The organism is Pseudomonas sp. FBCC-B35 (assembly GCF_059133755.1).
This window is the reverse complement of sequence record NZ_CP101439.1, coordinates 2,980,446-3,006,574: the sequence shown is the minus strand read 5'-3', so window position 1 is coordinate 3,006,574 and position 26,129 is coordinate 2,980,446. Positions and strand designations below refer to the sequence as shown.

Sequence of the window (26,129 nt, the reverse complement as noted above, 5' to 3'; positions counted from 1 at the left end):
CTTAGCGGTCCACGTCAGCCATAACGAAGTCGATACTGCCCAGGTACGCAATGAGGTCGGCGACCATGCTGCCTTTGATCACCGAGGGGATCTGCTGCAGGTGCGGGTAGCTCGGGGTGCGGATCCGGGTGCGGTAGCTCATGGTGCCGCCGTCGCTCGTCAGGTAGTAACTGTTGATGCCCTTGGTCGCCTCGATCATCTGGAACGACTCGTTGGCCGGCATGACCGGGCCCCACGACACTTGCAGGAAGTGGGTGATCAGGGTCTCGATGTGCTGCAGGGTGCGCTCTTTGGGTGGCGGCGTGGTCAGCGGATGGTCCGCCTTGTACGGGCCTTCGGGCATGTTGCGCAGGCACTGGTCGATGATGCGGATACTCTGGCGCATCTCCTCGACGCGGACCATGCAGCGATCGTAGGCATCGCCGTTGTGGGCCAGTGGTACTTCGAATTCGAAGTTTTCGTAGCCGGAGTAGGGGCGGGCCTTGCGCAGGTCGAAGTCGCAACCGGTGGAGCGCAGGCCGGCACCGGTGGTGCCCCAGGCCAGTGCCTCTTGCGTGTTGTAGGCGGCCACGCCAATGGTACGGCCCTTGAGGATGCTGTTCTGCAGCGCGGCCTTGGTGTATTCGTCCAGGCGCTTGGGCAGCCACTCGACGAAATCCTTGACCAGTTTGTCCCAGCCACGCGGCAGGTCGTGGGCGACGCCACCGATACGGTACCAGGCCGGGTGCAGACGGAAACCGGTGATCGCCTCGATCACCGTGTACGCGCGCTGGCGGTCGGTGAAGGTGAAGAACACCGGGGTCATGGCGCCCACGTCCTGGATGTAGGTGCCCAGGAACAGCAAGTGGCTGGTGATACGGAAGAATTCGGCGAGCATGATGCGAATCACGTCGACCTTTTGCGGCACCTGGATGCCGGCCAGCTTTTCCACCGCCAGAACGTACGGCAGGTTGTTCATCACACCGCCGAGGTAGTCGATACGGTCGGTGTAAGGAATGAAGCTGTGCCAGGACTGACGTTCGGCCATTTTCTCGGCACCACGGTGGTGGTAGCCGATGTCCGGTACGCAGTCGACGATTTCTTCACCGTCGAGTTGCAGGACGATACGGAAGGCACCGTGGGCAGACGGGTGGTTGGGGCCAAGGTTGAGGAACATGTAGTCCTCGTTGGCGCCCTGGCGCTTCATGCCCCAGGCTTCGGGGTTGAAGCGCGCCGACTCTTCCTCAAGCTGCTGCTTGGCCAGGGTCAGGCTGTAGGGATCGAACTCGGTGGCGCGGGCCGGATAGTCCTTGCGCAGCGGGTGACCTTCCCAGGTCGGCGGCATCATGATGCGGCTCAGGTGCGGGTGGCCAGCGAAATCGATGCCGAACATGTCCCACACTTCACGCTCGTACCAGTTGGCGTTGGGCCAGATGCTGGTCACCGACGGCAGGTTCAGGTCGCCTTCGCTGAGCGAGACCTTGATCATCACATCGCTGTTACGCTCGATCGACAGCAGGTGGTAGAACACGCTGAAGTCGGCGGCAGGCAGGCCGCGGCGCTGGGTGCGCAGGCGCTCGTCGACGCCGTGCAGGTCGTACAGCATGCTGTAGGGCTTGGCCACACCGCGCAGGAAGCTCAGCACTTCCTTGAGCTGGGCGCGCTTGACCCACAGCACGGGCATGCCGGTGCGGGTTTCCTGGGCGACGAATGCTTCGGCGCCAAAACGGTTGTGCAATTCGACGACCACATCTTGGTCGTTTGCCTTGTAGGGCGGAATGTAAATAGCGTTGTCCGCTGTCATGGTCTCGGTCGCTTTGGGTCAACGTTAAGAATGAAGCCAGGCCGCCGGCACCCTCGGGCGCCGGCGGCAGGTCGCTGGATCAGACTTCGTCGGGGCTGCGCAGGTTGGTGACGGCAATGCGCTGTTCACGACGCAGCTCCTTCTGGGCGGGCATCTCGGCACGGTAAATGCCTTGATCGCCCACGACCCAGGAAAGCGGACGTCGCTCTTGGCCGATCGACTCCTGCAGCAGCATCAAGCCTTGCAGGAAAGCCTCAGGGCGTGGCGGACAGCCGGGCACGTAGACGTCCACGGGGAGGAACTTGTCGACCCCCTGAACGACCGAGTAGATGTCGTACATGCCGCCGGAGTTGGCGCACGAACCCATGGAAATGACCCATTTGGGCTCGAGCATCTGCTCGTAGAGACGCTGGATGATCGGCGCCATCTTGATGAAGCAGGTACCGGCAATGACCATGAAGTCGGCCTGGCGCGGCGAGGCCCGGATGACTTCGGCGCCGAAGCGGGCGATGTCGTGGGGTGCCGTGAAGGCCGTGGTCATTTCCACGTAGCAGCAGGACAGGCCGAAGTTGTACGGCCACAGGGAGTTCTTGCGGCCCCAGTTGACGGCGCCACGCAGCACATCTTCGAGCTTGCCCATGAAGATGTTCTTGTGGACCTGGTCTTCGAGCAGTTGATCGGTGACGGTTTCCCGTTCACCGACCGGGTATTGCTCATTGGGTGCGTCCGGATCGATTCTGGTGAGATTGTATTGCATGCCAAAGCCTCATTGTTTCAGCTTCGCTTGCCGCTTGCGGCGACCTTCGGGAGCCCAGTCAAGGGCCCCGACGCGCCATAGGTAGACAAGACCTGCCAACAGAATTGCTATGAAAACGAGTGCTTCGACGAACCCGGTCCAGCCGCTTTCGCGGACGGACACAGACCATGCAAAGAGAAAGAGGGCTTCGATATCGAAGATCACGAAGAGCATCGCGACCAGATAGAATTTTGCCGACAGGCGCAAGCGAGCGCTGCCGGTGGGCAGCATGCCGGATTCGAAGGGTTCGTTCTTGGCGCGACCCCAAGCCTTGCTGCCGAGCAGGCTGGACAGGCCGAGCATGAAGGCACACAGGCCGACGACACCCAGAAGGAAAATGGCAAAGCCCCAGTTGTGGGCGATGAGTCCTGCCGAATCGGACATGCTTCAAATCCTTATACAGAGACCCAGCTCTGCAGTCTGAAATAAGTGTAGAGCGGCGACGTGGTGTCGCACTTGCAGTGACCAAATGTCGCAGCTGAATCAATCCTGCTGATTTTATGGGTAAACCCGGTGCAAGTAAAATTTCCGTAGCAAATTTATTCGCAGGTTCAACAACACATTCGGCTTGTAACTGGCTGAAAGCCTTGAGATTCGGGCATTGCGCGTGCTTTTGTTAATTATGTTTCTTGCGAGTGGTAACGAATTACGAATTGAGTAATGATAATTAATATCATCTAGCGCTGCGCTTCTTAGTTGGTCCGTTCTGCGCCGTGTAAAGTTCATCTGCAGATTTCCTGTGCTTGCAAATGCGAAAAGCCCGTGTTCTAGCAGTTTTCGACACGCTGGGTACCGCTCTGGATCAATACTAAAGCGTGAGCGCGTTGGTTGGGCCATGTGCCGCTGTGGTCTGTAGCATAGACCAGGGTGCTCTGATTGCCCTGACCTTGGGGCAGGCGCTAGGTGGGCGGCGCTCGCTTTCTGCGACACCGTCTACGCAAAGGAGGTGGCTCAGCGCCAGGTGCAGTTGGGCGCAAGGGCACTGGAATGTCGGATTTAACCCCTTCCCTGTAGGGCATTTCCCAAACATACTCTTGCCGCCTGTTTTCCGTTGCGGCTGCCCGGGCGGCGCTCTAGTCTCGGCCTGTCGTTGCTCATCAACGACACAGCTTTGACAGGCTGTGACGGTAAATAGTGCGCGGCTTTCCTATATGGTGGCTGTGCGTGCGGGCACGCTTGCGTGCGCCGGAACTTAGCTATTTCCGCCGGTCTGTCAACCCACGCACAGCTGCCGCCCTTCTGTTTGACAGCAGGTGGGTGGCCAGCCCTAGAAGGTAAATAGCTATGTTGAAGATAGTCCCTGATCCACCCCGCAACTCCCATTCCCTCGAAGACACCCTGACCCAGGCCACCGACCACGCACTCTGCGCAGCTACCGTGGTGCATCAGGTCTTGCTCCTACAGCCCAGGTCCCCGGCATCGATCCTGATGATGACCACGATGCATGAACTCGAAGCGCTTCGAGCTTTGCTTGAGTCGGCCTTGATCCAAGTGCAGATCCCGGCGGGTGCCAAGCCTTTGCATTGAAGCTGATCGATGTGCAGCTACAGCCGGTCTTTGGCGGTTAAGCCGCGCCTTCCCGATCACCGCAGCTCGCAAGGTTCCACATCCACGGCGGGAGCGGATCTGGCTGCGTCAGGGGCCGGCCATGCAGTAGGAAATTTCCAGGGGATTCGAAAATGACCACAGAAGACACACAGTTCACCGTCGGTCAAACCACCTTTTGCCAAGGCGAAAACGGCACCCACGCGTTGTTTCGCATCGAGCCCGGCATACCGTGTCGGGATGCTCGCGAGCAGTCGTCGGAGTTGATGGGTTACGTTCGCGAATTGACCATCATCGGCCTGACGGAAGAGAGGCCGATGATGATCTGGGCGGCCCACTACCTCAGCGCCATGGCCAAAGCGTTGATGGACGACGCCGAGCTGGGCATGGCGCAGTGATTTTCGGCCAGATGGCCTAGCCTAGCGACTTGCGTGGTCTGGCGCCGCGCAAGGCCGCTGCTACAGGGCAGGCGTACCAGTGGTAGGTCAGTGCACTCAGGTGAAGGCCCACAAGCCATGAAGCGTTGGCCCCGTCCTTGACTGCTACATCCTTATCACCGATGGCTTTCGACCGGCTACCGCGTCAGGCGTACCAGATAGATGCCGGTACGAGGATCTGTTGCAAGCTTCAGGTTACAGGCGACAAGCGGCTGGCCATTGCTTTGACAGCTGACCTCCAGGGCCGTCCCGCTCTCCCCGACAAATGCCCAGCCAGCAGTACCGAAATCATCGTCCAAGGTGCCATCACCGTTGAAGCGCAACAGGGCAAATGGGTCGCGTGCTGCTTCGTCTTCATACAGCACGCTCAGGTAAATTTTTTCGTGATCGCCTGGTTGCCCATCGAAGGCCAGGTCCAGCGCGGAAGCCATGACCAATGGGTTCTTTTGAATAATGACAGGTTGCCCTGCATTGAAATGGGTGTTGGGCGTACCGTCGCATTTGAAAGACATGAGCGCGGAACCTTCATCATAGGTATTGATGTCGGTCCGGCACGCCAGCACGAAGTCAGTGTTGGAGGTGGACTGTTCAAGACGCGCTGCAAGCAGCGTGTGCCCGGGCGTGCTCAACTGCAAATGGCCGCGCGCGGCAAACGTCTCGTCAACGTTGGCTCGGTTATCAAGGCGGGTCACGATGACGTGGCTGTGGTAATCCTCGGTAGGCATAGGCGCGTGCGCGGCATAAATACCTTGTTCATTTACCGCTATCGTGCCCAGTAGCACGGGCTGCCCCTGGTGTTCAGCGCGCCAGAAGCCGGTGCCATTGAACTCGGTAGCCAAATCCCCTTTCAGCGAAATGGCAACAATATGATCGCGCGAATGAAAGTAGAGGACGCCGTCCCGAATTCTGCCGCTGGCGCTTTGCTGGACATTGGAACTGCGGTGCTTGGAGGCGGGGGTTGACTTGATTGGCCGGTCCTGGCGCATGGAGCTGATCGACCGATAAACACGGTAGGCCTGTCCATTTTCGCCAAATTGCGTGTCGGGCTTACCATCTGGGAGCACGTGAAAGACGACGGGACAAAACGAATTCGGGGCATCGTTGTAGTCACCTACCACATAGATTCCCTCGGTTTCGTCCGCAACGATCGTGGACAGATAGACCCGTAAGGCACCGGTGTATTCAACGGTGGCGACCCCGTCGGTTCCAAACTCTCGGTCAGGCGCTCCGCCAGCTCCTAGCCGTAGCAGTTTGATGTATTGCTCAGCCCTGTGAGCCGAGGACAGGAGGATGTGTCCGGTTGATTCGAGCAAGGCCATTGGGCCAGCGTGGTTGTAGTGGTTGTGCCAAAAGCGGCCTCTTGAAGCAAACGTAGGGTCCAGCTCACCGGCTTTGGAAATCGTTGGCATGATGCGACTCCTGATTGGGCCAGTCGCAAGGTTTACAGAAGAGGCTGCTGCAAAAAACTGGTAATACTGCTAGGCGTCGATTGCAGAAAAACTCATCGCGCTTTGCGAAGCCCCTTGTTCTTTGCCAAGAAACCCCGGACCGCGTGCAGGTTTGGTGTGGCTTGATCTGGCCAACTTCAGCAAAACGAAGGCCCGGTGCCTTCACAAGCTCCGGGCCTTCGTTCAACCGCAACCCACTGGTTAGTGGAACTGCTCTTCTTCAGTCGAACCGGTCAGTGCGGTCACCGACGAAGCCCCACCCTGAATCACAGTGGTCATGTCATCGAAGTAGCCCGTACCCACTTCCTGCTGATGCGCCACGAAGGTGTAGCCCTTGCTGGCGTCGGCGAACTCCTGCTCTTGCAGCTTGACGTAGGCGGTCATGTCGTTGCGGGCGTAGTCGTGCGCCAGGTTGAACATGCCATGCCACATGTTGTGGATGCCGGCCAGGGTGATGAACTGGTGCTTGTAGCCCATGGCCGACAGCTCGCGCTGGAATTTGGCGATGGTGGCATCGTCCAGGTTCTTCTTCCAGTTGAAGGAAGGCGAGCAGTTGTACGAGAGGATCTGGTCCGGGTACTCCTTCTTGATCGCTTCGGCGAAGCGGCGGGCTTCGTCCAGGTCCGGCTTGGCGGTTTCGCACCAGATCAGGTCGGCGTAGGGGGCGTAAGCCAGGCCGCGGGCGATGGCCTGGTCGAGGCCGGCGCGTACTTTGTAGAAGCCTTCACGGGTGCGCTCGCCGATCACGAACGGCTGATCGTATGGGTCGCAGTCACTGGTCAGCAGGTCGGCGGCGTTGGCGTCGGTACGGGCCAGAATGATGGTCGGCACGCCCGAAACATCGGCTGCCAGGCGCGCGGCGACCAGCTTTTGCACGGCTTCCTGGGTAGGTACCAAAACTTTGCCGCCCATGTGGCCGCACTTTTTCACCGAGGCCAGCTGGTCTTCGAAGTGCACGCCAGCCGCGCCCGCTTCGATCATGTTCTTCATCAGCTCGTAGGCATTGAGCACGCCGCCAAAGCCTGCTTCTGCGTCAGCCACGATAGGCGCGAAGTAGTCGATGTAGCCTTCATCACCAGGGTTCTTGCCTGCCTTCCACTGGATCTGGTCGGCGCGGCGGAAGGAGTTGTTGATGCGCTTGACCACCGTCGGCACCGAGTCGACAGGGTACAGCGACTGGTCGGGGTACATGGACTCGGCAGAGTTGTTGTCGGCAGCTACCTGCCAGCCCGACAGGTAGATGGCCTGGATGCCTGCCTTGACCTGTTGCACGGCCTGGCCACCGGTGAGGGCGCCCATGCAATTGACGAAGTCTTTTTCCGGGCGGAACGATGGATGTGCACCTTGAGTGACCAGTTTCCACAGCTTTTCAGCACCCAGGCGGGCCAGGGTATGCTCCGGCTGCAGGGAGCCACGCAGGCGAACGACATCGGCGGCGGTGTAGGTACGGGTCACGCCTTTCCAGCGCGGGTTTTCGGCCCAGTCTTTCTCAAGGGCTGCAATTTGCTGTTCGCGTGTCAGTGCCATGGAAGTAAACCTCGTCGCATCGATCTTGGATTAGTTGTGCGGATGCTCGGGGCAGATCAGGGCGCTGGCGGCAGTCCTGTTCAAGCGGGTACGGCGGCAGCGGGCAAGGATGGGGTGCAAGGCGGGCAGTCATGTACATCAGTGCCCCTGCAGGTCGGCTCGTGGATGCCTCGCTGCGGAGCTATACGAATGCTGTGACGGCGGTGACGCACTTGAGTCCCTCGAAACCACTTGCTCGGTGCAGTCGCAACCTCGTCGAACGGCCTTATGGGCTGTACGGACACGGGGCGCCTCCATGGTGACGGAGGGCGCCCCAAGGCCCTTGCCAGGGCCCCTGATTAGCGGGAGCGAGGCCATCATGCCCTCGCTAAAAAGTGCCTGTCAAACGTTTTGTAGTGCTTTTTTAGGTCTACTACATCTTTGGTCTAATACGACTCATCAGTCAGTTCAGAGGCCTTTGGTCGAGGCCGCAGACTGTCTCGGATCAGTCCAAAACATCGACTTTTACCCGCACTGTCATGTTTTTTCCCCGTTCAGTGCTGTAGGTATGGCTTCCGGTACTAAAGCCGGCCTGGCTCTGCTGGTTATACCCGGCCATATCGATCCACTCACCCACCTTGCCGGTGAGGGTTGTGTCGGTGCTTTGAACATCCACTACATCTGCACGTTCGCGGCTGATGCGATCATTATTAGTGCTGATCTGCAGGCGAACGGTGTCTCCAGTGAGCGTCGGTGTTACGTAAAAGCCTTGGGTTACATTGCGGTATTGGGTATCGCTCTGCACACGCCCATATCCATCGGTACTGGAGCTGGTTACGGGGATGCTCTGGCCGACCTGAACCAGCGCTGGCTGACCTTCACTGGCCTGGATCTGCTGCACGCCGCCGTCGCGGTTGGAGGTGCCGCGGCGGATGATCTTCGCGTTGCCGCGCGTATCCTGAAATTGGCTGTCGCTGGTATCGACGCTGATCAGCAAGCGTTTGGCGGCGGTGTCCAGTTGCTTGAGTAGCTCACGCAGTTCGCCAATGCGTTGCGGGCTGGCATTGACGATGAGTTTGTTCTCGAAGGCGCTGACAGTACCGTCCTGGCCGATGAAGGCTTGCGCGGGCGGCAGCAACTCGGCGCTGCTGCGGTGCTGCAGTGGCACGACCTCAGTTTGGGCTTGTGCGGTCAGGCTGACCAGCAGTGCCAGCGAGATGAAAAGCGGGCGTGTGGACATGGGCAGGGTCTCCGTAAAAGGTGAGTGTAATCGCTGCATCGGCAGCACCCGAACTTCCTGAGCCATTTCGCAGCAATTGATGCCTGGGCCCTCAGTAGTGCCCACCTGTGGCTCGGCCTCCACAAGGAGGGTCTTGAAGGGCAGGGTAACGGCTGAACCTTGGCAGGGGCCGTGGGTCGCAATCACAGGTTATCCGAGGACGACTGTCATGAAACGCTGGTTCATCGTATGGGCGTGCTTGTGGAGCGCCGGTCTGCAGGCGGCGCCTGATACGCTGCGCATCCAGCAACTGCAACGCTGCGGTGATCGACTGAGTGCCGAGCGCCAGCAGTGGTGCCTGCGCGTGACCGGCCTAGGTGAACAGGCGCCAACACTCAAGGTTGGGGGTGTGGCGGTACCTGCTGGAGCGTTGGAGCGCCAGGGGGACACGCTCACGCTGACCCTTGAACACCCGTCTGGGCCAAGTGCGCCGTTGTGGCTGGAGGTCGACGGGCAGGCCAGCAACCCTGTGTGGTTGACCCGTCAGCGCAGCCATGTGGTCGCCGCAGGCCCCGATGAAGTGGCCAAGAACATGGACGGCCTGACCACCTACCTGAATCTGGTCAGTGTGCTGATAGAGGAAAGATACGACGGTCTGCAGGAGGCGCGGCGCATTGCCGACAAGTACGGGGCGCAGGTGGTGGGTGCCATAGCGCCACTGAACGTCTACCAATTGCGCTTGCCGGTGCACGATCTGGTGCAACGGGACGCCATGATCCTACGCATGGGCACGGAGGTCAGTGTCGATGCGGTGATCGTTGAAGAGTCGGCTCCCGAGCGGGGCGAGGAGGGGGACGGGCGCGCCGAACCGGCCATCACCCAGGCGGACGAATGGGCCGCCAACCGCTTCATGGACGCCCTGTACTACTATCAGCGCCGCATCCCTGCATCCAGAATTCCCGTCCAGCCTGTGCGCGTGGGGGTGATCGAAAGGGGTGTGGACTTCGATGCGCCTGGCTTCAAGGGTTATCGCGGCGCCTGCCAGCACGGGCAGACATGCGTGTATGCCAGGGACGTCAGCGAGCCTGCTAGCCATGGCACCCACGTGGCGGGCATTTATGCCGCCCAGGACGAGGGGTTTCTCGCTGGCCTGGGCAAGGCCAGCCCGGGGTTCGATGTGATCGTCGACCGTAATTCCGATGCCGGTATCACGGCCAATATCGCTGCATCGGTCAACCTGGTGCAAGACGGTGTGCGGGTGCTGAATTGGAGTTGGGGCATCCACCGAGTAGGTGCGCGTAACATCAAAGGGGATGAGGTCGATTCGCTGGTCCGTTCCGGGCTGGCCATGAGCGGTTACGAGGAGCTGCTCGAGGAGTTCTTCCTGTGGCTGCGGGCCAAGCATCCGGATGTCATCGTGGTGAATTCGGCGGGTAATGGGGCTTCGTGGTCGGGCACGGACGAATATCGGCTACCGTCGTCATTCGTCACCGAACAGTTGCTCGTGGTGGGCGGCCATCAGCGCAGTGAACACGCCGTCCCGGTCAATGACCCGCGCCATGTGCGCAAGCGCCACAGCTCCAACATCGACAGCCGCGTGGATGTCAGTGCCGCTGCATGCCTGCGGCCCTCCGGCGCAAAGCCCCATTGCGGCACGTCCTATGCCACGCCTTTAGTGGCGGCCACCGTGGCCGCGATGCTGGCGATCAATCCGGCGCTGACCCCAGCGCAGGTGCGCATGTTGCTACGGCGTAGTGCGCTGACCCTTGGCGAGCAGCAGGATTTCGAGGCGATGGATGCCGAGGACCTGACTGCCCCCATCTTGCCGTCGGAGCGAGGCGGGCGCCTGGATGATCCGGACCTTGGGCGGTCTGCACGGCTGGACATGCAGCGTGCCCTGGATTTGGCGGTGCAGAGTCGCGATCGGGTGCGCTGATCGGTGGCTCCTGCCTGACAAATTCCGTAACATCGCGCCTTTACTTTCGCGCTCCGTCCGTTCTGGACCGTCACCCAGGAAACCCATGAAACCCGCTCGCCTACGCGCCGACCTGCTGGCCGGCTTGACCACCTCGTTTGCTCTTGTGCCCGAATGCATTGCCTTCGCCCTGGTGGCACACCTCAATCCATTGATGGGCCTTTATGGCGCATTCGTCATTTGCACGCTGACCGCGCTGTTTGGCGGTCGACCTGGGATGATTTCCGGTGCCGCGGGCTCGATGGCCGTCGTGATCGTCGCGCTGGTGGTGCAGCACGGCGCGCAATACCTGCTGGCCACGGTGTTGCTCGGGGGCGTGGTGATGATCCTGTTCGGCGTGCTGCGCCTGGGCAAGCTGGTCAGGCTGGTGCCGTACCCGGTAATGCTCGGCTTCGTCAACGGCCTGGCGATCGTCATTGCCATGGCCCAGCTGGAGCATTTCAAGCAAGGCGAGCGCTGGCTCGACGGCGCGCCCTTGTACTTGATGGTCGGCCTGGTGGCGTTGACGATGGCGGTGGTCTACATCCTGCCCAGGCTCACCCGCGCTGTGCCACCGGCGCTGGTTGCGATCCTGGGCGTAGGTCTGTTGGTGTACCTGTTCGACCTGCCGACGCGCACCCTGGGTGACATGGCCCACATTGCCGGTGGCCTTCCGCAGCTGGCTTGGCCGGCGGTGCCCTGGACCCTTGAAACGCTGCAGATCATCGCCCCTTACGCCGTGTTGATGGCCATGGTGGGCCTGCTCGAAACGCTGCTCACCCTCAACCTGACGGACGAGATCACCGAAAGCCGCGGTTTTCCGGACCGCGAGTGCGTGGCGCTCGGGGCGGCCAACATGGTGTCGGGATTGTGTGGCGGCATGGGCGGATGCGCCATGATCGGCCAGACGGTGATCAACCTCAGTTCCGGCGGGCGAGGGCGACTGTCCGGGATGATGGCCGGGGTGATGATCCTGTTGTTCGTGCTGTTCCTTTCGCCATTGATCGAGCGCATCCCCTTGGCGGCCCTGGTAGGCGTGATGTTCGTGGTAGCGCAACAGACGTTCGCCTGGGCGTCGCTGCGGGTGCTGCACAAGGTGCCGGTGAACGACATGCTGGCGATCATCGCCGTCACCGTGGTGACGGTCTTCACCGACTTGGCCATGGCCGTGCTGTTCGGCATCGTGATCGCGGCGGTGAACTTTGCCTGGCAACATGCGCGCGAACTGTACGCCGACAGTCATGAAGACGAGCACGGGCACAAGCGTTATCAGGTGCACGGCACGTTGTTCTTTGCCTCGACCGCGCCGTTCCTGAACCAGTTCGACCCGGCCAATGATCCGGCCGAGGTGACCTTGGACTGCCAGCACTTGAGCTTTGTGGACTATTCGGCCATTGCCGCGTTGAAAACTTTGCGCGAGCGCTATGCCAAAGCCGGCAAGCACCTGCGGGTGGTGCATTTGTCCGAGCGTTGCAAGAAGCTGCTCAAGCGGGCCGGCGAACAGCACTGAAGCGCCGGCCCGCCGAGGGTACCGCAGGCCAGGGTCTCAGTCGGTCGGGGCCTGCAGGTGCCACTGTCCTTCGGCTTCACGGGCCAGCCCGCTGGCGGGCAGCAGGGCGAGCAGGCGCGGGTGCAGCGCTGCATCGGTAAAGGTCTGTACGGTGCTCAGGTCGAGCATGCCGGACAGCGTCAGATCAGCCTTGGTGTAGGACAGCCAAGCCTTTTTCAGAACTTGGGCCATGTCGCTGGCGGCGGTACTGGCGAAGCGGCGATGCCATTGCCGGCCGTCGAACGAAAACGTGTGCGCCAGGGCGTAGGCCGTCTGGTCGGCGCCTTCAAGGCAACGGTGGCAGCGGCAGGGTCCCTCGCCAAACGCATTGCGCAGGTAGCTGTTGAAATCCACGACCGGCTTGAGGGACAGGCGTTTGTCGACGTCGAACAGGTCGGCGATCAGGGGTTCTTCGGCGCTCACTCGGGATCCTCGTATGCTAGGGCGTGTATCGGCCGGCACCCTAACAGATCATGGCGAGCAGATCACCTGTGTTGGCCTGTCCCGTGCGGGCTCAGCAGGCGAACGCTAGAGACAAGGCGTGACGGCTGCCGTACTCTACGCGCCCCTATGCCAACCCACGTTTCGAGGTAGACCCGCTTGAGCAACCAGTACCCGTACATCGCCACCATCACCATCAGCGCCGAAGACCGAGGCGGCGACATCGAAGCCTCGGAAAACGCCAGCATGCGCGTGGGCCTGGAGGCGGTGACCGAGACCCTCAAGAAGGTGCATTTCGTCGGTACGCTGGCCGCGCCGGAAAAGAACGCCACGCACATCTGCGTGACCCTGGAAAACGGCCTGACCTACTATGGCCCGATCGTCAACGGCCACGCCGAGCTCGAAGGCGGCTGGATTGCCTTCGAGTCCGACATGCTTACCCCGCAAGAGCTGGGTCTTTAAGACCCGTTTCTTCTCAGTCGAGCTCTGCCAGGCACTGCTCGAGCACATCCAGGCCTTCCTCGAGCACGTGGGCCTCGATGGTCAGCGGTGCCAACAGGCGGATGATGTGCCGCGCCTTGCCGCTGGGCATCAGCAGCAGCCCCCTGGCGCGTGCCGCTTCAATCACCTTGGCCAGCTGCGCCGGTGCCGGGCTGCCGTCGGCATTGACGAACTCGATCCCGCGCATGGCACCGACGCCGGTCAGGCGGCCCAGGAACGGGCTCAGGCCCGTCGCCTTCCAGTGCGCGAAGCGGCGCACGATTGCCTGCTCCTGGCGTTCGCCCCAGCAAGCGAGGTTCTCGTCGGTCATCTGCGCCAGGCTGGCCAGGGCCGCTGCGCAGGCGATTGGGTTGCCTGAATAGGTGCCACCCAGGCCGCCCTTGGGCAGCGCTGCCATCAGTTCCTTGCGCCCGACCACCGCACCCAGCGGCATGCCGCCGGCAATGCTTTTGGCCAACAGCAGCAGGTCGGGCTCAAGCCCCAAGCGCGGGAAGGCGAAGCGCTGGCCGGTGCGGCCGAATCCAGACTGGATCTCGTCGATGATGATCAGGATGCCATGGTCGTCACAGAAGCGGCGCAGGGCCTGGGCGAAGCTTGGGTCAAGGGCGAGGAATCCGCCTTCGCCTTGCACCGGCTCGAAGATGAACGCCGCCACGTCCTCCACTGCCAGTTCGACGCTGAACAGGCGGTCCATCGCCTTGAGGGCCTGTTCGCAGGTAACCCCGTTGTCGGCGCTGGGGTAGGGCATGTGGTACACCGGCCCCGGCAGTTCGCCGACCCGCTGCTTGTAAGGGGCCACCTTGCCGTTGAGGTTCAGGGTGGCCAGTGTACGCCCGTGGAAGCCGCCGTCGAAGGCGATGATGGCGCGCTTGCCGGTCGCCGCGCGGGCGACTTTCAGGGCGTTTTCCGCCGCCTCCGCGCCGCTGTTGGTCAGCATGCCGGCCAGCGCGTAATCGACCGGGATGAATTGGCTCAGTTGCGCCATCAGCTCAAGGTAAGGGGCATGCGGCGCTGCATTGAAGGCGTAGTGAGTCAGGCGGCTGGCCTGAGCCTGTATGGCCTGAACGACCGCGGGATTGCAATGGCCCAGGTTCAGCACGCCGATGCCGCCTACGAAATCGATGTAGCGTTTACCTTGCTCGTCCCACACCTCGGCGTTGCGGCCATGTGAAAGGGTGATGGGATGAACGATGGCGATGGATTGGCTGATGCAGTCGTGGTTCATGGGGCAGGGACCTATGGGCGATGTACTGCCAATCCAAGCGCGTGTCATCAGGGGGTGCAAACGAATTATTGGATTGCTTTCATTCCTTTGATTCTTGATGTATTCGAGTCAGTCATCAACGCCCTGCGAGCGATGAACTCGGAGCCTTATGAACTGACCTTCACGACATAGGCCTGCAGGCCAGTTTAGAGAACGTGTTCCTATGTGTAAGAGCACGTGATCATTCCTTGAGGGAATCACGTAGTGATAAAACGTCGTTTGTGACGCCCCGGCCAAGCCCCAATACTGACTCGGATCAAAAAATGACCGTGCGATCCAGTCAGAGGGTTCAACATGGCTTCCACGAACAACAAGAAACAGCGTTCCTTGCAACATGGCCTGACTTCGCGCCAGGTATCGATGATTTCCATTGCCGGCATCATAGGCGCCGGGCTGTTCATTGGCTCCTCCAACGCCATCGCCACGGCAGGCCCGGCCATTCTCATTTCCTATGCCATGACCGGGCTGCTGGTGTTGCTGGTGATGCGCATGCTGGGTGAGATGGCCATTGCCAACCCTAACAGCGGCTCGTTCTCCACGTACGCCTCGCAAGCCATCGGCCCGTGGGCAGGCTTTACCATCGGCTGGCTGTACTGGTGGTTCTGGGTGTTGATCATTCCGGTCGAAGCCATTGCCGGCGCTGATATTCTGCATGCCTACTTTCCCGGGGTGCCGTCCTGGCTGTTCGCCTTCCTGATCATGCTCGTGCTATCGGGCACCAACCTGATCAGTGTCAAGAACTTCGGCGCGTTCGAATACTGGTTCGCGTTGATCAAGGTCGTGGCCATCGTTGCCTTCATCGTCGTGTGTACCTTGGCGGTGAGTGGGTTCTGGCCCTTGGCCGAGGTGTCCGGGGTCAGCCGACTCTGGGATGCTGGGGGCTTCATGCCCAATGGCTTTGGCACCGTACTGGGCGGCGTGCTGATCACCATCTTTTCGTTCTTTGGCGCGGAGATCGTCACCATCGCTGCCGACGAGACGGCCAACCCCAAGGACAAGATCCGGCGTGCCACCAACCTGGTGGTGTATCGCATCGCGATCTTCTACCTGGCTTCGATCTTTCTGGTGGTTTCGCTGGTGGCCTGGAATGATCCAGGGCTCAAGGCAGTCGGCTCGTTCCAACGCGTACTTGAAGTGCTGAACGTGCCTGGTGCCAAGCTGCTGGTGGACTTGGTGGTGTTGGTAGCCGTGACCAGTTGCATGAACTCGGGGCTGTATACCGCCTCGCGCATGCTGTATTCGCTGGGCGCTCGCGGGCAGGCCCTGCCCATGACCCGGCGTATCTCAGGCTCCGGCGTGCCCACGGTCGCGGTGATCCTCTCGACGTTGGCAGGGTTTGCCGGGTGTCTGGTCAACTACGTGTTCCCAGGCAAGGTGTTCGGCTTTCTGCTGTCCACCACCGGTGCCATTGCGCTGCTGGTGTATCTGGTCATCGCCGTGTCGCAATTGCGCATGCGCGCCCGCGCAGAGCGGGAAGGGCGCCCGCTGGAGCTCAAGATGTGGTTGTTCCCATGGCTGACTTGGCTGGTGATCGCCACCATCGTCCTGGTGCTGGGATACATGTTGGTCAGCGATGCCTACCGATACGAAACATTGATGACAGCCGGGGTCACGACGTTCATCCTTGTAGTAGCGCTGGCCAGGCGCCCCGGCAAGGCGAGCCTGCAAACCGCGTGACCTCTCTGCTTTAATGAGGGCGTAGCGCGCCCTCATTACAACAAGCACAGGAAGCGTATGAACGATCAAGCCTTGAGCCTGCAGGCAGTGGCTGCCCCGGATGGCATTTGCTATGGCTGTGGCAGCGCCCATCCGGGCGGGCTGCATGTACAAAGCCATTGGGCCGAAGACGGCATTCATCTGATCTGCCGGCACACCCCCGACGCTACCTTTACCGGCTGGCCGGGGCTGGTCTACGGCGGATTGCTCGCGATGCTGGTGGACTGCCACTCCAATTGGACGGCCATGGCCTACCACTATCGAAACGAAGGCCGGGCGCCTGGCAGCTTACCGCGTATCGACTGCGTCACTGGCCGCCTGGGGCTTGAGTACCTCAAACCAACCCCTATGGGGGTTGAGCTGCTGCTCAAGGCTCGGGTTGAGGGGGAAGTAGCACGCAAAAGCCGGGTGATCTGCGAGGTGTGGGCCGATGGGGTGCTCACTGTCAGGGCCGATTCGGTGTTCGTCCGTGTCGATACCGATAAGTTGCAGCGCCAGGCCCATGCAAGGGCGTGAGTTCCTTACGGCCAAGCCTGCCTGAGCGGGAGAACGCGTGATGCTGCAACTGACCCCTGCCACTGACAGTGACCTTGCGTTCGCCCGCGACCTGACGCGCCGTCTCATGCTGCCGTATTACCACCGCTACGACCTGCTCTGGGTGGAGCAGGCGTTCGATCAGGCCTGGCAATGGCGCGAGCAGTGGCTGGTGACCGATGCCGACGCCGTGTTGGGTTTCTGCAGCCTCAGCCAGGATAGCCAGGCGCTGTTCATCCGGGAGTTGCATTTGCTTCCCGCCCACCAAGGGCAGGGCGTTGGTAGCTGGGTGCTCGAAACGCTTGCGCATTGGGCAGCCCAACGGCGCCTGGCGTTGCTCAGGCTGATGGTGTTTCGCACCAATCCGGCGCGCAGGCTTTACCAGCGACGAGGCTTCGTCGAAATGGGTGAGGATGACTGTTTTGTGCGCATGCAGCGCACGATCGATTGCTCAGGACAATGATGCCTTGTCCCAACCGGCTGGCAGCGGCATAGTGCCCTGTGTGAGCGACGCGGAGGTAAGTGCGGACGTGGCGCTGCTCGGAGATACCCAGGGACAAGGAGACGCCCGGATGAATGGAATCGGCCCCCGGCTGCGGGAAGAACGTGAACGGCTGGGCATGACCCAGCGTGTATTCGGCGATATCGGCGGGGTAGAACCCAACGCGCAGGGCAAGTACGAGAGTGGGGAGCGCACGCCACGTGTCGATTATTTGGCCGCCGTAGCGGCCAGGGGGGTTGATGCGCTGTATGTGCTTAACGGGGTGCGTACCCCTGTACCCTTGCACGGGCTTAGTGCGCAGGAGTCGGACGTGCTCAACGCGCTTCGGCGCGTCGCTGAAGCCGACAGGGCGGCGATTTATCACCTGTTGAAACGTCTGTCCGACGACAGGCATGAGCATCCGGGGCGTATAAGTTCGGACGCCGGTCGTCAGCCGTTTCTGACGAAAGCAATGCGCTAGGCCGGTTGTGAAAAATTTTGTTAAGGTGGCGGCATCCAATCGCCCTGCTGAAGAGGTGTGTGCTTGATTAGGGTCCTAGTGGTCGACGACCACGATCTGGTACGAACCGGTATTACGCGCATGCTGGCCGACATCGACGGCTTGCAGGTGGTAGGTGAAGGGGACTCCGGCGAATCGGCGCTCAAGCTTGCGCGCGAGCTCAAGCCAGACGTTGTACTGATGGACGTCAAGATGCCTGGGATCGGCGGCCTTGAGGCCACACGCAAGTTGCTGCGCAGTCACCCTGACATAAAGGTGGTGGCGGTGACCGTGTGTGAAGAAGACCCGTTCCCCACGCGCCTGCTACAAGCAGGCGCGGCCTGCTACCTGACCAAGGGGGCAGGGCTCGATGAGATGGTTCAGGCCATTCGCCTGGCATTCGCCGGCCAACGCTACATTAGCCCGCAGATCGCCCAGCAGTTGGCGCTCAAATCGTTCCAGCCACAGGGCTCGCCGTTCGATGCGTTGTCCGAGCGTGAAATCCAGATTGCCCTGATGATCGTCGGCTGCCAGAAAGTGCAGATCATTTCCGACAAGTTGTGCCTCTCACCCAAGACCGTCAATACCTACCGGTACCGGATCTTTGAAAAACTCTCGGTCACCAGTGACGTCGAACTGACATTGCTGGCCGTTCGCCACGGTATGGTTGACGCAAGCCTGTAAACCTCATGTCTGAAGTCTTTGATGCCAGCGCATTCCTGGCGACCTGCAGTGGTCGCCCGGGTGTGTACCGAATGTTCGATGCCGATGCGCGGCTGCTCTACGTGGGCAAGGCCAAGAACCTCAAGAAGCGCCTTGCCAGCTATTTTCGCAAGTCCGGGCTGGCGCCCAAGACCGCTGCGCTGGTCAGCCGCATCGCTCAGGTGGAAACCACCATCACCGCCAACGAAACCGAGGCGCTGTTGCTGGAGCAGAACCTGATCAAGGAGTGGCGCCCGCCGTACAACATCCTGCTGCGTGACGACAAGTCCTACCCTTATGTATTCCTCTCCGACGGTCAGTTTCCACGGCTTGGCATTCATCGGGGCGCGAAGAAAGCCAAGGGGCGCTATTTCGGCCCTTACCCAAGTGCCGGGGCCATCCGCGAGAGCCTGAGCGTGCTGCAGAAGACCTTTCTGGTACGGCAATGTGAGGACAGCTACTACGCCAACCGCACCCGCCCGTGCCTGCAATACCAGATCAAGCGCTGCAAGGGGCCCTGTACCGGCCTGGTCAGCGCCGAGGAATATGCCGAAGACGTGCGCCACTCGGTGATGTTCCTGGAAGGGCGCAGCCAGCAGTTGGGCAACGAGCTCAATGCCGAGATGGAAAAGGCCGCCATGGACCTCAATTTCGAAAAGGCGGCCGAACTGCGCGACCAGATTGGCCTGCTGCGCCGGGTACAGGACCAGCAATACATCGAAGGGGGCAGCGGCGAGGTCGACGTCATCGCCGCGTTCGTCAACCCTGGTGGCGCTTGCGTCCACATGATCAGCGTCCGTGGTGGGCGTGTGCTGGGGAGCAAGAACTTCTTCCCGCAGGTCGGTATCGAGGAAGACGTCTCCGAGGTGATGGCGGCTTTCGTTTCGCAGTACTACGTCGGCAACCCGGAGCGTGAGTTGCCGGGGGAGCTGATCGTCAACGTGGTGCACGAGGACTTCGAGGCCATCACCGAAGCCCTCAACGCCCTGCGCGGCCGCGAGCTGACCATCAGTCACCGAGTGCGTGGCACCCGCGCGCGCTGGCAGCAGTTGGCAGTGACCAATGCCGAGCAGGCGCTCAACGCACGCCTGGCCAACCGCCAACACATGGCCGCACGCTTCGACGCACTGGCTCAAGTGCTGGACCTGGACGAAGTGCCGCAGCGCTTGGAGTGCTACGACATAAGCCATTCCAGTGGCGAGGCCACGGTCGCCAGCTGCGTGGTGTTCGGGCCGGAGGGGCCGATCAAGTCGGACTACCGGCGCTTCAATATCGAAGGCGTGACTGCCGGCGACGACTACGCCGCCATGCACCAGGCCCTGACCCGTCGTTACGGGCGCATCCGTGATGGCGAAGGCAAGCTGCCGGACGTACTGCTGGTGGACGGGGGCAAGGGCCAGTTGAACATGGCGCGCGATGTGATGCAGGAGCTGGGTTTCAGTGAGCTGACCCTGCTTGGCGTGGCCAAAGGCGTTACGCGCAAGGCCGGCTTCGAAACCCTTTACCTGAACGATGTGCACAACGAATTCACCCTCAAGGGCGATTCGCCGGCGCTGCACTTGATCCAACAGATCCGCGACGAGGCTCACCGCTTCGCGATCACCGGTCACCGTGCTCGTCGCGGCAAGGCCCGGCGAGTGTCGAGCCTGGAGGATGTGGCAGGCGTCGGGCCCAAGCGCCGGCGCGACTTGCTGAAACATTTCGGCGGCCTGCAAGAGCTCAACCGCGCCAGTGTCGACGAGATTGCCAAGGCACCGGGCATCAGTAAAAAGCTTGCCGAGTCGATTTATGCCAGCCTGCATAGCGAGTAGAATGCCGGGTTCAACCCGCAGCCAGTCGTACCGATGAATATTCCAAACCTGCTCACCGTTCTACGCGTTCTGCTCATCCCGATTTTCATCCTGCTGTTCTACATGCCGTTCCACTGGAGCTACATGGCCGCCAGCAGCGTATTCGCCGTCGCCGCCGCCACCGACTGGCTGGATGGTTACCTGGCGCGTCGGTTGCAGCAGAGCACCCCGTTCGGTGCGTTCCTGGACCCGGTGGCCGACAAGCTGATGGTCGCCGTTGCGCTGGTACTGCTGGTGCAAACCCACGCCAACTTCTGGCTCACATTGCCCGCTGCAGTCATCATCGGTCGCGAGATCGTGGTGTCGGCGCTGCGCGAGTGGATGGCCGAGCTGGGCGCGCGGGCCCATGTGGCCGTGTCCAACCTGGGCAAGTGGAAGACGGCTGCACAGATGCTGGCGTTGGTGATCCTGCTGGGCAATCCGCCAGCGGTGACTTTCTGGGTCATTCTGGGTTACGGGTTATTGTTAGTGGCAGCGGGTTTGACCCTCTGGTCGATGGTGCACTACCTGGTGGCCGCCTGGCCGCACCTGCGCGAAGGCTCGGAGCAGAAATAAAAGTTTTTTTGAATCAAGGGGTTGACGCGGTTTTGGATATCGCTAAAATGGCACCCATCACGACGCGGGAATAGCTCAGTTGGTAGAGCACGACCTTGCCAAGGTCGGGGTCGCGAGTTCGAGTCTCGTTTCCCGCTCCAAATATCGATCTACAGAGTTCCATGGAAGTCTGTAAGTCATTGAAAAAGGACGCTTAGGCGTCTTTTTTCGTTTCAGTCAAAGCCGCGCCGATCCATGGGCATCCGGACTTTTTTAGTCCACAAATTAGTCCATGAAATTCGGACTCTCACTGTGGCGGTTTGTGCTGGAGAGGAGCGTCGAGCGTCACGAGCATCTAGCCCTGAATTTCATGTTCAGGAGCTCGTACATCGCACTTTGAGATCCAACCTTTCGCCAAGCCAATTCCACCGGCAAGGACTACACCCTCGGAAATAGCGACGGCCTGTCACTTGGCGTGAGCGGGCTGGCGGTAAATCTTGGCACTTTCGCTATTCATGGGCTGGCAAGCAAAAACGCATGCCCCTCGGTACCTACCCCGAAGTCGGCCTGGGCAGGCACGCTCACTGCGCGACGAAGCGCGGCGGCTGATCGCCCCAGATCCCAATCCCTGTATGCACCGGCCCCACCAGCGCCGCATCCACAACCTCGCAGAGCAAAACACCTTCCAGGCGATGTACGGCTTGTGATTCAAGCACCGCAGTGGTGTGCTCAAGAAGGGCCTGCAGAGCACGGTGTAGCAGATCCAGCGCATCTTTGATAACGACGTGTTGCCTGTAGTGGGCAAATTTTCCATCTTTGCGGTCAAGCGGCATGACCTGCTGGAAGTGCTGGCCAAGATCGAGCGGCGCCGAGCTTACACCGTGGCCGAGAAGGTCCGGATGTGGTTCAAGCAGCTGTTTCGCTTCGCTTCGGTCAAAGCACGAGGGCTGGAGCAGAACCCTGCGCCGGATCTCGATGTGGTGGTCGCGCCTAAGCCGCCTGTGGTCCACAACCCCTTGCTGCGGGTGTCAGAGCTTCCTGGACTGTTTGAGGCTGTCGGGGGTACGGTGGTGCATTGCAGATCCGTCTAGGCTTGCGCCTGCTGTCACTGACGGGCGTGCGCACCAGCGAGCTGCGTCTGGCCACCCCGGATCAGTTCGACCTGCGGCGGGGGCCTATGGACGATTCCGCCCGAAGTGGTCAAACAGTTGCAGCTTGAAATGCGCAAGGAAGGCCGTCGTAACCAACAAACTGCGCCTTACTCCGTGCCACTGTCCAGGCAGGCGAAGGACGTTGTTCGGCAGTTGCTGCAGTAGATTACGGCCGCCACAGAAATACGACCCTCAAGGCACCGCCGAAAAAACCGACCCCGTGATGCGCTCACTCAGCAATTCCAACGCACGGATACCTGCCAGTGAATTGCCAGAAGCGTTGAGCGCTGGCGACCAGACGCAGATGCTGTACCGCCCGGGGACCACTGCCACGATGCCACCGCCCACGCCACTCTTGCCCGGCAGGCCCACGCGATAGGCGAAATTGCCGGCTTCGTCGTACAGGCCGCTGGTGGCCATGATCGCGTTCACCTGCTGGGCCTGACGTGCGCTGAGCACGTGTTCACCGCTGTGCGGGCAATAGCCGCTGTTGGCCAGAAACGCAAAGCCCCGGGCCACATCGACGCAGTTCATCGACAGCGCGCAGTGATGGAAGTAGCTGCTCAGCACCGCGTCCACGTCGTTATGAAAGTTGCCAAACGCAGTCATCAGCCAGGCCATCGCGGCATTGCGCGCGCGGTGCTGGTATTCGGACTCGGCCACCACCGTGTCGCTGACGATGCGCGGGTTGCCAGCCAGGCGGCGAACGAAGTCGCGCATCGACAGGGCAGGGGTGGCAAAGCGTGACTGGTTGATGTCGCAGATGACCAGTGCGCCGGCATTGATGAACGGGTTGCGCGGACGACCCTTTTCCACCTCCAGCTGCACCAGCGAGTTGAAGGCCTGGCCCGAGGGCTCGTAGCCCAAGCGCGACCAGATGTCTTCGCCGCTATGGTTGATCGCCTGGACCAGGCTGAACACCTTGGAAATGCTCTGAATAGAGAAGGGCGTGTAGGCATCGCCTGCGCAGTGCAACTGGCCATCAAGGCCCTGCACTGCGATGCCAAGCTGGTTAGGGTCGACCTGGGCCAGGGCGGGGATGTATTGCGCGACCTGACCCTGGCTTAGCAGTGGGCGCACCTGGTCGAGAATCTCTTGCAGCATGTCTTGCATCGCGACGGCCTTGGGAAGGAGGAAGGATGGGTCTCAGACGCTGCGGCACGCCGTCAGGGCACGCCTTCTACCCACATGCCCTGGCCGAGCGTCGAAGCTTAGTGAGCCGAGTGCGGCAGTGGGGTCAGGCCGCTTTTCTCGATAGCGGCGTCCGCCTGGGCAGAGGCCATGTAATCAAGCAGCGCCTGGGCCGCCGCCCGGTGCTGGCTATTGGCAACCACCGCACCCGAATACATCGTCATCTTTTGCCCCTCGGCCGGGATCAGCCCCACGATGTCGATGCCGGGCACCGGCTTGAGCTCGCTCAGCTGCTGGAGCCCGATGGCTGCCTCACCGCGTGCGACCACCTTGCCGACGGGTTCGGCAGGGATCATATGGGCTTTGTGGGCGAAGCCTTCGCCCAGGTTCATGCTCGGGAACAGGGTCTTTGACAGGTAGACCCCGCTGGCGCTGTCGGAGTAGGCGACCGAAGGGCTATCCAGCAGCACCTGACGCAACTCGCCCATCGTGCCGATAGCCGGCTTGGGCTCGCCTTTGCGCACGGCCATGGCGATGAACGACTTGCCCAGGTCGATGCGGCTTGCCTGGTCGGCCTTGCCGTCGGCAACCAGCTTGTCCAACGCCGAGCCCACCATCAGCACCATATCGGCCGGCTCGCCACGTTTCAGCCGGTTCGGGATGGCTTGCGGGGTCTGGCCCATCGATGGCGCGGCAAGCACGTTCAGCTTTACCCCGTAGGTGTGTTCATAGGCAGGTGCAACGCCGCGGATGGCACCCATGATGCCGCCGGAGCTGAGCACGGTCAGCGTGGTGGCCTGGTCATGGGTGGGTTCTGCGGCAGAGCAGGCAAAGGTGGCGACCAGCAGTGCCGTGCAGGACAGCGTTTTCAGCATGGGATACTCCAGATAAAACGGGCAGCTTATTGGCAGCCTGGCCCGGCGCTAAATTAAGCGGCGTTAAGAATGTTTCATGCTCACCGGTTCGGCCATTTCTCCAGCAGGATCGACACGAACTTCTCTGCCGCCGGCGACAGCGAGGCGCCGCGGCGGTAGACCAGACCCAAGGTGCGGGTCACCTCCGGCTCGATCAACGGCACGCTTACCAGGGTCGGGTGGTCTGCACTGGGCATGGCCAGGCTAGGCATGGCCGAGACGCCAAGGCCGGCCTCGACCATGCCCAACGACGTGGACAGGTGCTGCACTTCGTAGAACCATTTCGGCCGCAGGTTCAGCCCGGCCAGGGCGTGGTCGAGCAGCATGCGGTTGCCGCTCAATCGGCCCACGCCGATCAAACGGTAGTCGGCAAGCTCGGTCCAGGTCACCGCATCGCGGTTCGCTAGAGGGTGATCGCGCCGGCAGGCCAGCACGAAGTGCTCCTGCACCAACGACACGAACTCGATGTCCGGGTGCTGGCCGCTCATCATGTTGATGCCAAAATCGGCTTCACCCCGCAGCACGGCCTCCAGGCCATCATTGGCGCTCAGGTCCAACAGACGAATGCGGATCTTGGGGTATTGGTCGTTGTAGTCGCGGATCACCGACGGCAGGAAATAGAACGCTGCAGTCGGGATACAGGCCAGCGTCACCTGCCCGGTCTGACGCTCGGCCAACTCCCGGATACTGAGAATCGAATCCTCGAAGTCGTCCAGCAAGCGCCTGGCCTTGGGCAGAAAATCACGGCCCACGCTGGTCAGGCTGACGCGGCGCGTAGTGCGCTCCAGCAGCGACGTGCCCAGACCTTCTTCTAGCTTCTTGATCCGTCGACTCAGAGCCGGTTGGGACAGGTGTAATACCTCGGCAGCCTCGTGAAAGCTCCCAAGTTCGGCGATTTTGACGAAAGATCGTATGTCTTGAAGCTCATATTCCACCAGTCACCTCCTCACCAAAAATGCCTATTATTGTTTTGTGAAACGGAATAATCACTACGATATTTGCATTGGAATGATTTATCCATCCCTGTCACTCTTTTGCTCACGGCATCAATGATGTCCATTGATCAACAAGAGTGCGAAATCATGCAACGAATTCCTTGCGTACTCATGCGCGGCGGCACCTCCAAGGGGCCGTTTTTCCATGCGTGGGACTTGCCTGCCAATGTGGTCGAGCGCGATGAATTGCTCATCGACCTGATGGGGTCCGGTCATGAGCTGGAAATCGACGGTATCGGTGGCGGCAGCCCGCAGACCAGCAAGGTCGCGATCATCAGCCCGTCGCTGCATGCCGACGCCGACGTCGATTACCTGTTCGTGCAGGTGATGGTCGCCCAGCGCCGCGTGGACACTGCGCCCAACTGCGGCAACATGCTGTGCGCGGTCGGCCCCTTCGCCATCGAGCAGGGGCTGGTCAAGGGCCAGGAAGGCAAGACCTTGGTGCGCATCCGTAACCTGAACACTGGCACCTTCGTCAACTCGCTGGTGGAAACCCCAGGTGGCATCGTGCGCTATGAAGGGCGTACCGCCATCGATGGCGTGCCGGGCACCGCCGCGCCGGTGCACCTGACCTTCCTCGATGCGGTTGGCAGCAAGACCGGCAAGCTCTTTCCTACCGGGCAAGCCAAGGATGTGATCGATGGCGTGCCGATGACCTGTATCGACATGGCCATGCCCATGATGGTCATCCAGGCCAGTGACCTGGGCATGACCGGCGCCGAAACGCCCGACGAGCTCGACGCCAACGGCCCTCTGCTCAAGCGCCTTGAAGCGCTGCGGCTCAAAGCCGGCAAGGCCATGGGCCTGGGCGACGTCAGTGGCATGGTGATACCCAAGCCAGTGCTGGTGTCCAAGCCGCGCTACGACGGCACGCTCCAGGTGCGCTACTTCATGCCGCACAATTGCCACCGTGCCCTGGCGATCACGGGTGCTGTAGGGCTGGCCACTGCCTGTGTCAGCCCTGGCAGCGTCATTGTGGATCTGCTGGGTGAACACGCCCTGGAATTGAGCCAGGTTCGCCTTGAGCATCCAAGCGGTGGCATCGACGTCGCGTTGTCACGCAGCGGCGCCGATGGCAAGACCTTGCAAGCCTCGGTGGTACGTACTGCCCGGCGGCTCTTTTCAGGATTCGTCTACGCGCCTACCTTGCGCAGGTTGGCTGGCTAGCCACCTGCATGG

General features: G+C 61.1%; 24 protein-coding genes, 1 tRNA gene and 1 pseudogene. 15 read left to right on the top strand and 11 right to left on the bottom strand.

Annotated elements, in window-relative coordinates; all coding sequences use genetic code 11:
• Position 1: 1 nt before the first annotated feature.
• From nuoC to NMB38_RS13730, 3 genes are all read right to left on the bottom strand, one after another.
• A complete protein-coding gene (gene nuoC, locus NMB38_RS13740; protein WP_023534867.1) occupies positions 2-1,783 on the bottom strand; it encodes an NADH-quinone oxidoreductase subunit C/D in 1,782 nt (593 codons plus the stop codon).
• Between the two features lie 79 nt (positions 1,784-1,862).
• Positions 1,863-2,540: a NuoB/complex I 20 kDa subunit family protein gene (locus tag NMB38_RS13735; protein ID WP_023534774.1), complete on the bottom strand. Its 678-nt coding sequence runs from the start codon at positions 2,538-2,540 to the stop codon at positions 1,863-1,865.
• 9 nt (positions 2,541-2,549) lie between these two features.
• Positions 2,550-2,963, bottom strand: coding sequence for an NADH-quinone oxidoreductase subunit A (locus NMB38_RS13730; protein WP_008096178.1), 414 nt, complete (start codon positions 2,961-2,963; stop codon positions 2,550-2,552).
• Positions 2,964-3,863: 900 nt separating this feature from the next.
• Here NMB38_RS13730 and NMB38_RS13725 point away from each other — a divergent pair.
• Positions 3,864-4,106, top strand: coding sequence for a hypothetical protein (locus NMB38_RS13725; protein WP_027916251.1), 243 nt, complete (start codon positions 3,864-3,866; stop codon positions 4,104-4,106).
• A gap of 152 nt (positions 4,107-4,258) precedes the next feature.
• On the top strand, positions 4,259-4,522 hold the full coding sequence (locus tag NMB38_RS13720) for a DUF3077 domain-containing protein (RefSeq protein WP_027916250.1): 264 nt from the start codon (positions 4,259-4,261) through the stop codon (positions 4,520-4,522).
• Positions 4,523-4,698: 176 nt separating this feature from the next.
• On the opposite strand, the gene NMB38_RS13715 is transcribed toward NMB38_RS13720, so the two are convergent.
• The 3 genes from NMB38_RS13715 to NMB38_RS13705 form a co-directional block, all read right to left on the bottom strand.
• The gene (locus NMB38_RS13715; RefSeq protein ID WP_141400896.1) at positions 4,699-5,970 is read right to left on the bottom strand and encodes an NHL repeat-containing protein; all 1,272 of its coding nucleotides are present in this window, start codon (positions 5,968-5,970) and stop codon (positions 4,699-4,701) included.
• 240 nt (positions 5,971-6,210) lie between these two features.
• On the bottom strand, positions 6,211-7,536 hold the full coding sequence (aceA, locus tag NMB38_RS13710) for an isocitrate lyase (protein ID WP_023534769.1): 1,326 nt from the start codon (positions 7,534-7,536) through the stop codon (positions 6,211-6,213).
• 484 nt (positions 7,537-8,020) lie between these two features.
• Positions 8,021-8,755, bottom strand: coding sequence for a secretin N-terminal domain-containing protein (locus NMB38_RS13705; protein WP_028686571.1), 735 nt, complete (start codon positions 8,753-8,755; stop codon positions 8,021-8,023).
• A 208-nt stretch (positions 8,756-8,963) separates the two neighbouring features.
• On the opposite strand from NMB38_RS13705, the gene NMB38_RS13700 reads away from it, so the two are divergent.
• Positions 8,964-10,670, top strand: coding sequence for a S8/S53 family peptidase (locus tag NMB38_RS13700; protein WP_027916247.1), 1,707 nt, complete (start codon positions 8,964-8,966; stop codon positions 10,668-10,670).
• 85 nt (positions 10,671-10,755) lie between these two features.
• Positions 10,756-12,198, top strand: coding sequence for a SulP family inorganic anion transporter (locus tag NMB38_RS13695; RefSeq protein WP_254286555.1), 1,443 nt, complete (start codon positions 10,756-10,758; stop codon positions 12,196-12,198).
• A 36-nt stretch (positions 12,199-12,234) separates the two neighbouring features.
• Here the strand turns inward: NMB38_RS13695 and NMB38_RS13690 are convergent, their stop codons facing one another.
• On the bottom strand, positions 12,235-12,660 hold the full coding sequence (locus tag NMB38_RS13690) for a hypothetical protein (protein ID WP_027916245.1): 426 nt from the start codon (positions 12,658-12,660) through the stop codon (positions 12,235-12,237).
• 177 nt (positions 12,661-12,837) lie between these two features.
• Here NMB38_RS13690 and NMB38_RS13685 point away from each other — a divergent pair, with 177 nt between their 5' ends.
• The gene (locus NMB38_RS13685; RefSeq protein ID WP_027916244.1) at positions 12,838-13,140 is read left to right on the top strand and encodes a hypothetical protein; all 303 of its coding nucleotides are present in this window, start codon (positions 12,838-12,840) and stop codon (positions 13,138-13,140) included.
• Positions 13,141-13,153: 13 nt separating this feature from the next.
• On the opposite strand, the gene NMB38_RS13680 is transcribed toward NMB38_RS13685, so the two are convergent.
• Positions 13,154-14,404: a 2-aminoadipate transaminase gene (locus NMB38_RS13680; RefSeq protein ID WP_028686567.1), complete on the bottom strand. Its 1,251-nt coding sequence runs from the start codon at positions 14,402-14,404 to the stop codon at positions 13,154-13,156.
• A 333-nt stretch (positions 14,405-14,737) separates the two neighbouring features.
• On the opposite strand from NMB38_RS13680, the gene NMB38_RS13675 reads away from it, so the two are divergent.
• The 9 genes and pseudogenes from NMB38_RS13675 to NMB38_RS13635 form a co-directional block, all read left to right on the top strand.
• Complete coding sequence (locus tag NMB38_RS13675) at positions 14,738-16,120, top strand: amino acid permease (protein WP_028686566.1); 1,383 nt, start codon at positions 14,738-14,740, stop codon at positions 16,118-16,120.
• Between the two features lie 57 nt (positions 16,121-16,177).
• On the top strand, positions 16,178-16,675 hold the full coding sequence (locus NMB38_RS13670; protein ID WP_027916241.1) for a PaaI family thioesterase: 498 nt from the start codon (positions 16,178-16,180) through the stop codon (positions 16,673-16,675).
• Positions 16,676-16,712: 37 nt separating this feature from the next.
• On the top strand, positions 16,713-17,156 hold the full coding sequence (locus NMB38_RS13665) for a GNAT family N-acetyltransferase (RefSeq protein WP_059183799.1): 444 nt from the start codon (positions 16,713-16,715) through the stop codon (positions 17,154-17,156).
• A 109-nt stretch (positions 17,157-17,265) separates the two neighbouring features.
• Positions 17,266-17,655 (top strand): helix-turn-helix domain-containing protein, encoded by a 390-nt coding sequence (locus NMB38_RS13660; RefSeq protein WP_110606571.1) that lies wholly within the window; start codon positions 17,266-17,268, stop codon positions 17,653-17,655.
• A 63-nt stretch (positions 17,656-17,718) separates the two neighbouring features.
• Positions 17,719-18,357, top strand: a complete 639-nt coding sequence (gene gacA / locus NMB38_RS13655) for a response regulator transcription factor GacA (protein ID WP_494354807.1) — start codon at positions 17,719-17,721, stop codon at positions 18,355-18,357.
• Between the two features lie 5 nt (positions 18,358-18,362).
• Positions 18,363-20,186, top strand: a complete 1,824-nt coding sequence (uvrC, locus tag NMB38_RS13650) for an excinuclease ABC subunit UvrC (RefSeq protein WP_027916238.1) — start codon at positions 18,363-18,365, stop codon at positions 20,184-20,186.
• 33 nt (positions 20,187-20,219) lie between these two features.
• Positions 20,220-20,780: a CDP-diacylglycerol--glycerol-3-phosphate 3-phosphatidyltransferase gene (gene pgsA / locus NMB38_RS13645; protein ID WP_023534788.1), complete on the top strand. Its 561-nt coding sequence runs from the start codon at positions 20,220-20,222 to the stop codon at positions 20,778-20,780.
• A gap of 64 nt (positions 20,781-20,844) precedes the next feature.
• A tRNA-Gly gene (locus tag NMB38_RS13640) sits at positions 20,845-20,920 on the top strand.
• A gap of 239 nt (positions 20,921-21,159) precedes the next feature.
• Positions 21,160-22,069, top strand: a pseudogene (locus tag NMB38_RS13635) (tyrosine-type recombinase/integrase); the annotation flags it as partial.
• 33 nt (positions 22,070-22,102) lie between these two features.
• Here NMB38_RS13635 and glsB read toward each other — a convergent pair.
• The 3 genes from glsB to NMB38_RS13620 all read right to left on the bottom strand — a co-directional run bounded on the left by glsB (position 22,103) and on the right by NMB38_RS13620 (position 24,890).
• Positions 22,103-23,023: a glutaminase B gene (gene glsB / locus NMB38_RS13630; protein ID WP_023534785.1), complete on the bottom strand. Its 921-nt coding sequence runs from the start codon at positions 23,021-23,023 to the stop codon at positions 22,103-22,105.
• Between the two features lie 98 nt (positions 23,024-23,121).
• On the bottom strand, positions 23,122-23,916 hold the full coding sequence (locus tag NMB38_RS13625; RefSeq protein ID WP_494354806.1) for a substrate-binding domain-containing protein: 795 nt from the start codon (positions 23,914-23,916) through the stop codon (positions 23,122-23,124).
• Positions 23,917-23,996: 80 nt separating this feature from the next.
• Positions 23,997-24,890, bottom strand: a complete 894-nt coding sequence (locus NMB38_RS13620; protein ID WP_027916235.1) for a LysR family transcriptional regulator — start codon at positions 24,888-24,890, stop codon at positions 23,997-23,999.
• 147 nt (positions 24,891-25,037) lie between these two features.
• Between NMB38_RS13620 and NMB38_RS13615 the strand changes: the two genes are divergently transcribed.
• The gene (locus tag NMB38_RS13615) at positions 25,038-26,117 is read left to right on the top strand and encodes a 4-oxalomesaconate tautomerase (RefSeq protein ID WP_027916234.1); all 1,080 of its coding nucleotides are present in this window, start codon (positions 25,038-25,040) and stop codon (positions 26,115-26,117) included.
• Positions 26,118-26,129: the final 12 nt, after the last annotated feature.